This window comes from Armatimonas sp. (genome assembly GCF_031410135.1).
In the GTDB taxonomy this organism is placed as follows: Bacteria; Armatimonadota; Armatimonadia; order Armatimonadales; family Armatimonadaceae; genus Armatimonas.
Map to the genome: position 1 here is coordinate 1 of NZ_JANNYP010000296.1, position 7,995 is coordinate 7,995.

Annotated in this window: 5 protein-coding genes; all 5 read right to left on the reverse strand. The window is 60.3% G+C overall.

What is annotated here, in order from left to right:
- Positions 1–130: 130 nt before the first annotated feature.
- Positions 131–2,881, reverse strand: a complete 2,751-nt coding sequence (gene ppc / locus RMO15_RS10725; RefSeq protein WP_309711810.1) for a phosphoenolpyruvate carboxylase — start codon at positions 2,879–2,881, stop codon at positions 131–133.
- A gap of 18 nt (positions 2,882–2,899) precedes the next feature.
- On the reverse strand, positions 2,900–3,772 hold the full coding sequence (locus RMO15_RS10730) for a transglutaminase family protein (RefSeq protein WP_309711813.1): 873 nt from the start codon (positions 3,770–3,772) through the stop codon (positions 2,900–2,902).
- A gap of 197 nt (positions 3,773–3,969) precedes the next feature.
- Entirely contained in the window at positions 3,970–4,944 is a 975-nt protein-coding gene (locus RMO15_RS10735; protein WP_309711816.1) for an alpha-E domain-containing protein, read from the reverse strand.
- Complete coding sequence (locus tag RMO15_RS10740) at positions 4,931–6,436, reverse strand: circularly permuted type 2 ATP-grasp protein (protein ID WP_369016101.1); 1,506 nt, start codon at positions 6,434–6,436, stop codon at positions 4,931–4,933. The genes RMO15_RS10735 and RMO15_RS10740 overlap by 14 nt, the downstream gene beginning before the upstream one ends.
- Positions 6,437–6,665: 229 nt before the next feature.
- Positions 6,666–7,685: a Gfo/Idh/MocA family oxidoreductase gene (locus RMO15_RS10745; RefSeq protein ID WP_309711821.1), complete on the reverse strand. Its 1,020-nt coding sequence runs from the start codon at positions 7,683–7,685 to the stop codon at positions 6,666–6,668.
- Positions 7,686–7,995: the final 310 nt, after the last annotated feature.

The window sequence follows — 7,995 nt, forward strand, 5'->3', positions numbered from 1 at the left end:
CAGGATGCCCAGAACTTTACGCCACGGCTTCATGGCTCATTCTACCCCGTGCCGCCGGTTGGAAACCGGCGTCTGCAATGGCGCAAGCGCCACAAAGCCACTGTTGACGCCCCATTCCATGGGGTGGTCTCTACCCCGTGCTCTGCATGGCGGCGGCGATTCCGGTGATGGAGAGAAGAATCGCCTCGCGCAGGAGATCGCTCTCGCCTTCTTTTTCCTGTCGCTCCATGAGTGCGACTTGCAGCAAAGACAGCGGCAGGACGGCGGGGTTTCGCAGATGAACCGTGGCGCGGACAACGGGGGCGTGGTCCATGAGCTCGCCGGTCTGACCGGTGAGGCGCTGAACCCACTTGATCGTGCGGGCGTGCTCGCCTGCGATGAGGTTGTGGAATTTGTCGCGCAGGGCTGGGTCGTCGCAGCGGTCGGCGTAGAGCTTGGCGGTGGGCAGGTGGGTGCGGGTGAGCTCTAGCTGGGCATTGTCCACCACGGTCTTAAAGAACGCCCAGTCGCGCCAGAGCGACTGCATCAGGGCGAGCTTTTCCGCGTCCTCGCCGATGTACCACTCCAGAGCGCTCCCGAGGCCAAACCAGCCGGGGACGATGTAGCGGCTCTGAATCCAGGAGAAGACCCATGGGATCGCTCGGAGATCGTCCACGCTGGCAAGGGCTTTTCCACTGCGCGAGACAGGGCGTGAGGCGATGGGGAGTTTGCTGATGTGCGCAATGGGCGTGGCCTGGGCAAAGAACGTCCAGAAGCTCGGGTCGTCGTGCACCATGGCGCGGTAGAGCTCGCGGCTCTTCTGCGCCATCTGCACCAGCACCACCTTGCCTTCCTCGCTCTCTTTGGCCTCGCGCTTGGGGCTGGCGGCCTGAAGGGCGGCGTTGACGATCTGCTCCAAGTGCCGGTGGGCAATCGGGGCGAGGCCGTAGCGGAAAGAAATCACTTCTCCCTGTTCGGTGAAGCGAATGCGACCATCGAAGCTTCCCGGAGGCTGAGCAAGAATCGCTTTGTTGGCGCGTCCGCCACCCCGCCCGACCGTCCCGCCGCGCCCGTGGAAGAGCCGGAGCGTGATCCCCGCCTCGTGACAGACTTGGGCGATCTTCTCCTGCGTGGCTTGCAAGGCCCAGTTCGCTGCGAGAAAGCCGCCGTCTTTGCTGGAGTCCGAGTAGCCCAGCATGATCTCCTGGAAGTTCTTTCGGGTGGTCAGGTGCGCCTTGTACTCGGGGATCTTAAAAACCTCAGCCATCAAGTCGCCACAGTGGTGCAAGTCGTCAATGGTCTCAAAGAGCGGCACGATATCGAGTTCCCCGGCGAGGCCGATCTCTTTGGCAAGCAGCAGTGGTTCTAAGAGATCGCTCGCGCCGTGGGTCATGCTGATGATGTAGCACACCACACTTTTCTCGGAGAGCTCCCGGCGGGCGCGACGGATCACCTCAAAGACATCGAGGACTTCGCGAGTCTGGGCGGAGAGGAGGGCATCGCGGCTGACCAGAGGCCGGGGCGAGCGCAGCTCCCAGCGCAGAATGGCGACTTTCTCTTCCTCCGAGAGAGCCGCGTAGTTGGCCGTGACTCCCGCCAGAGCGAGAATCTCGGTGACTGCTTTCACATGAACATCACTGTGCTGGCGGACATCGAGCGGCGCAAGATGAAAACCAAAAGTGCGGGCCTGTACGAGGAGATCGGCCACATCACCCGCATCCGCCACCGATGCCGCATGGTTGCGGCGCAGGGTGTCTTGGAGCAGCGTCAGGTCAGCCAGAAAGGCATCGGCGCTAGCGTAGGCGTGGGGCGCATTGCCCAAATTGGCAAGCAGGCGCTCTCGCACGCAGATCAGCTTGAGCACATAGGGCTCCCCGATATGGCGCAGGCGGCGGCTCTCAGGAATCGGCACCTCGGCCAGATCGCGCTCGACCGAGGCCAGCAGAGGATCGCCCGGCGCGATACGCTTCACGGAGAGTGTCAGTGCCTTACGGACACTCTCCACGCGCTCGACAAAGAACTCCAGCGCGATTCGCCGGTGCTCTTTGAGGGTCTCCCAGGTGATCTTTGCCGTCACGTTTGGGTTGCCATCACGATCGCCCCCGACCCACGAGCGGTAGCTCACAAAGACGGGCACCTCGAACGCGACACCCGGGTAGCTCTCCTCCAGCGCACGTCTCAAATCGGCGTGAAGCCAGGCGACAACCCGAAAAATCGTCCGCTCAAAGAAGTACAAGGCGTTGCGGGCCTCTTCGGGAACGGTGATGGGGGTGATGCGAATCTCATCGGTCTGCCAGAGCTCGGTGAGGGCGCGGCGCAGGTTCTCATCGGCGCGCACACTCGGGTCGCCCTCCAACGGCTGGTCTAGGTGCGAACCATCGGCGGTCTGGGTTCGCAGCGCAAGCCCCTCCGCGACGCGTAGTAGCTTATCGAGCACCGCCCGGCGACGCGCTTCCGTGGGGTGGGCGGTCAGAGTCGGGCAGATCTCTATTTTATGGAGAAGTGTCTGCACCTCACTTGCGCTGAGCCCCTGCTCCTTAAGCTTTTGAATTCCCTCACGAATAGACTCCGAGCGCGGCTCCTTGCGCCCTCGGTTCACCCGTACAATCTCTTTTTGCTCCGCCGTATTGAGGAGCTGGAAGAGTACGGTCACCGCCCGCAGTAGCCGCGCACAGACCGCAGAGTCTGTCAGCTCCGGTAACGCCGCCAGCAGGCCTGAGGGCGTGATATTTTCCGTGTGGGCTGTCTCCATCAGCTTGCGAGAGAGTGCAACAAACTCCGCCCCCTCTTGCTCGGCGAGCACTTCGGAGAAAAGCGCTTCTAAGCGCACAATGTCATCTGAGAGAGGAGCTGGCAGGCCGCAGGCATGGGGATCAAGTCCGGCAAGGGTGAGGGAGGACATGCGGCTATTGTATCGTGGCTACGGTTCGCTTTCTACGCGCTTGACCGTGACCATGACCTCCAGTTTCGTCGCCGCAGGGCCTTTGTAGATACCGCGTACAGGGGCAACATCGCTGTAGTCCCGGCCTGTGTGGGTTCGGATGTAGGCATCGTTGACCACCATGTCATTGGTGGGATCGAAGCCGTGCCAGTGACCATCGGGAAGAAGACACTCGACCCAGGCATGGGTGGCATCGTTGCTGACCAGTCCGTTGTGGCCAGTGTAGAGATACCCACTAACATAGCGTGCGGGGATTCCCTGGTTCCGGCAGACCGCCAGCATCACCTGAGCGAAGTCCTGGCAGACGCCACGCCGGTAGATAAAGATCTCCTCGATCTTGGTGTGGACATGCGTGCTTCCCGGCTCGTAGCGAAACTCGCGCTTCAGGAGCTTGGTAAGGGCGATCAGAAACGAGGCAGTGCTACAGCTCAGCGCCTCGATCTTCGCCGAGGCGGCGATCTGCTCGCACTCGATCTGGATGTAGCGGTCGTTGGGGACGCGCTCACTGGGATCCAGAAACTCGCAGAAGTTGTTGTAGAGAGAGGTCTGTCGGTAGAACGCGGCATCATCGCTGATGAGATCCAGGGACGCAAAAGGGTTACTCTTGATGCTCTCCACCTCGGAATCGGCGGTGATCTTCAGGAAGTGGTGGGGCAATCTATGGCTGAAGTGGTGCACATGACCGTCGGGGAGCTCGTAGGTAAAGAGGCGTGTCTCCGGCTCTACGTGTAGCTCAAAGCGGCGACAGGTCTGCCACAGATCGCTCAGCGGCATGAGACGTAGCTCGTTGTGGCTGTTGCGCACAGAAGCGGGGTAGGCATATTCAGTTGTGTGACGAATGCGATAGATCACAATTTATTTTCCCCCGCCCGTTCACCCAGAGGGTACCCGGGGCGGGGCTGGAGAGCGTCGCGCACTCCGCTACAAAGGCCGTCACGGCCATACCGAGTTTACTCGGTAATATGGGCCGGGTACCCTCTGGGTGGCCCTTTGTAGCTTTAGCTCTCCAGCCTCCCCCCTCTAACGGGGGAGGCGCCCAACCGGCACGGTTACTGGTACGAGAGATACGTTTTGGTGATACTACCGCCAATTTCGGTGCAGCGCTTCTGGACACTCTCCAGATACTCGTGCAAGCCTGCGACAATGATCTCATCGGCGCGGGCGTAGTTGAGCTCGGCGCGGAGGCGACCGATGAGGCGCTCAGGGTCACAGGTGGCAGGGCTACTGGGCGACGTTCCACTGACGCGGCGTAGTGCCTCCTCGGTCTGCCCGATGCTGTAGCGCACCGACGCCGGAAAGATCGGGTTGAGCACCAGAAAGTCCACCACGCCTGCCGGATGGATCCCCTCACGATGGGTCTTACGGTACATCTCAAAGGCACTCACGGAGCGCAGAACCGCGATCCAGCCGTGAATGTCTGCGGGGCCGCCGACCCCAAGCCCCCCGATCTCCGGCTTTCCGGCGCGGGTGGCAGGGAGCAAGTCGTGGTACTTGACATCTAAGAGGCGCACGGTCTGGTCGGCGCGCTCTAGGAAAGTCCCGACGCGGAGCCAGTCGCGGGTCTCGTTGAGGAGCTGAGTGCGGTAGGTAATGCCGTGGAAGAGATGCGCGGCGTTCTTGATCTTGGTGAAAAAAGCATGGGGCGTCCCAGCGAGCGCACGGTCGACGTCCCACTCTTTTAGCTCCAGATAGACCATATTCAGGCACTCCCATATCTCCGAGGCCACCATCTCCCGAATCGAGCGGGCGTTCTCCCGGGCATACGTGAGGGCCGAGACAATCGAGCCGGGGTTGCTGGTGTCAAAGACAAAGTACTGGATAGCGGTGCGCTCGTTGAGCTGGTCGTGGTGCTTGTGAAAGTCCTCAGCGCAGTCCGCGATGGCGAGGACGGACTCCCAGGCGAGCATGCCCGGAACGCCTTCGAGCGTGGCGTGGTAGTGCACATCCAGCATGCGCGCCGTCGCCTCGGCACGCTCGACATACCGCCCGATCCAGAAGCACGCGTCGGCCTCACGACTGAGCATGAGAGCTCTCCTTTCCTAAAACCCAGGTGTCTTTGCTGCCGCCCCCTTGCGACGAGTTCACGACATATGAGCCTTTCTTCAACGCGACGCGGGTCAGGCCCCCCGGCACAATAGTCACTTTCAAGTCTCTATCACAGAGCGCGAACGGACGCAGGTCCACGTGGCGGCCCTCGAAGCGCCCTGGCTCCACAAAGGCGGGCGCTCGGGAGAGGTGTATCAGGGGCTGTGCGATGTAGTTGCGCGGATTTGCTTTCACCAGCTCGGCGAAGACCTCGCGCTCCGAGAGGCTGGCCTGCGGCCCCATCAGCATGCCGTAGCCCCCCGACTCGTTGGCGGCTTTGACGACTAGCTTATCTAAGTTGGCCAGAATATAGGCGCGGTGGCTGTCCTCGAACGCAGGATAGGTGGTGACATTGGGCAGGATCGCCTCTTGATCAAGGTAGTACTTGATAATCTGCGGCACGTAGGCATAGATCACTTTGTCATCGGCGACCCCCGTTCCAATCGAGTTTGCCAGTGCGACATTGCCCGCGCGGTAGGCATTGACCAGCCCTGCCACGCCAAGCTTCGAGTCTGAGCGGAAGAGGAGCGGATCGAGGAAGTCATCGTCCACACGGCGGTAGATCACGTCCACACGCTTCAGACCATGTGTCGTCTTCATGAAGACGATATTCTCCTCGACGATCAGATCGCGGCCCTCGACCAGAGGAATCCCAAGCTGCTGCGCCAGATACGAGTGCTCGTAGTAGGCGCTGTTGTAGACACCGGGCGTCAGAAGCACCACGGTCGGGTCATCGCCACGGTGCGCGGGAGCGAGCGCCCGCAGGTTGTTGAGGAGATGCGCGGTGTAGTCGGAGATGGGGCGCACTCCCATGTCCTGAAAGAGCTGGGGCATCACCCTAGCAAGAATCGCGCGGTTCTCCAGCATGTAGGAGACCCCCGAGGGCGTTCGGAGATTGTCTTCTAAGACATAGAACTTGCCATCGGTGTCGCGGATTAAGTCGGTGCCGCAGATATGGACATAGACCCCACCGGGTGGATCGGCTCCCATGAACTCGCGGCGGAAGTGCGCCGCCCCCATCACCAGTGCCCGAGGGACGACACCATCTTTGAGGATCTTCTGCTCATGGTAGATGTCCCAAAGGAAGAGATTGAGCGCCGTGAGCCGCTGGGTAAGCCCCTGCTCGATGGTTTCCCACTCGTGGCTGGTGAGCACACGCGGCACCAGATCGAAGGGAAACGCTCGCTCCACGCCCCCATCTGCGCCGTAGACATTAAACGTGATGCCCTGCTGCATCATCAGCGTCTCGGCCAAGCGAGCGCGCTGGGCAAATTCGAGAGGCGACATGGACTGTAGGTGGGTCATCAGCGCCCGTGAGTGTGTTTGCGGCACGCCAGGTGCCTGCATCAGCTCATCATAAAACCCACCCAGCTCATATGTTTCAAAAAGCGACACGCTCAAAGCCCACTTTCTCACGCAAAAAAGCGTCATGGGCCACAGTGACCATTCTACGCCTAATTTAGCCGCCCACTGTTTCCGCTAGGTTTCCGAGAGTCCCCTCGATTAGAACGAGGGGACTGGAGAGCTAAAGCTGCGAAGGGCGTGCCGCCCATACCCAATTTTCGGATTTATGGCAGGAACGGCCTTTGTAGCCGAAGGCTCTCCAGCACCGCCGTTCCAATCGGCAGTGCTCCAGCACCACCCCTACAACGGGTGGTGCTTAGGCGTACTTGGCGGGAACGGCGCGGCCTTTTTGGGCGCTCTGGACAGCCAGATCAAGGATATGCACCGGGCGGCGTGCCCACTGCGGGGTGATGATCAGCTCCTCTTTGCCCTCCAGCGCCGCCGCGATATTGTTGTAGAACTTCTGGCCCTCGCTGGGGGAGTTCTTGTCCTCGCGGATCGTCAGCTCCGTGCCCTCGTGCTTGCGGACAATATAGCGGTCGAAGTGCATGATGTAGGTGCCCTTCGTCCCCGTAATCTCCAGAACACCGCGCTCGTTTTTCGGGTTACTATCGAGATGGGAGACATTGAGGGAGAGCCAGCGGCCATCCGCGAAGCGGGCCGTGAGCTGCGCCTCATCCTCGTTGACATCGTCGCCGTAGGGGAGCTGATCTTGCCAGAAGCCCGTTTTGGCATAGCCACTCACTTCGACCAGCTCTGAGGGATGGAGGATCTGGAGCGCGTATTCGAGCAGGTGCACGCCCCAGTCGTAGAGAATCCCGCCGGAGATACTCCGCTGAGAGCGCCACCACTCACGCGGATGACCCCAGCCTCCCATGTGCGCCTCAATTTTATAGACCTCGCCGATCTCGCCGCTGCCGATGACTTCGAGAGCTTTGAGGACATGGCCGTCCCAGTGCCGGTTATGGTAGGTCGAGAGTAAGACATTTTGCTTCTGGGCCTCAGCGATCAGACGATCACACTGGGCTGTTGTCACGGTCATTGGTTTCTCGATCACCACGGCACGCCCCGCCTTGAGGCACTGAAGCGCTAGAGGAGCATGGGTGACATGGGGCGTGATAACTGTCACCAAGTCCACATCGGTCTTGCTGAGCAGCGAGGCGACGCGGGTATAGGTCTTGATGCCAGGGAAGTCCTGGCGAGCCGCTTTGAGCCGCTCTTTGTCCAGATCACACACGGCGGTCGGGATCATGCCCGCTCGCTCCATCTCTCGTAGGTGGTGTCGGCCCATGTTAAATGCCGCCCCATAACCCACTACCGCAACTTTCTTTGTCATGGCAAAGGGGTTCGCCAGAGAGCTATCCCTTTCCTTCTTGCTTTAAGAGCACTCTCGTTACTCAGACCGAAATCTGAGCATGGCTAGAGAGTGCTCTCTCGGCAGACAGGTATAATCTCCCCGACGACCTAAACCTTGGATAAGTATCCTCAGCTAGGTTGGAAAGATTCTAAGTAGTCGTCCAAAATCTACTTCCGTTTCTTGGTTATGCGATTGAACCTTGCTCGTGTGTTTCTATCAAGCGCGGCTTGAAGGTATAGTTCCAGCGGGGGCACACCTCATGGAAATGTAAATTCAGCTTTTGCATCAC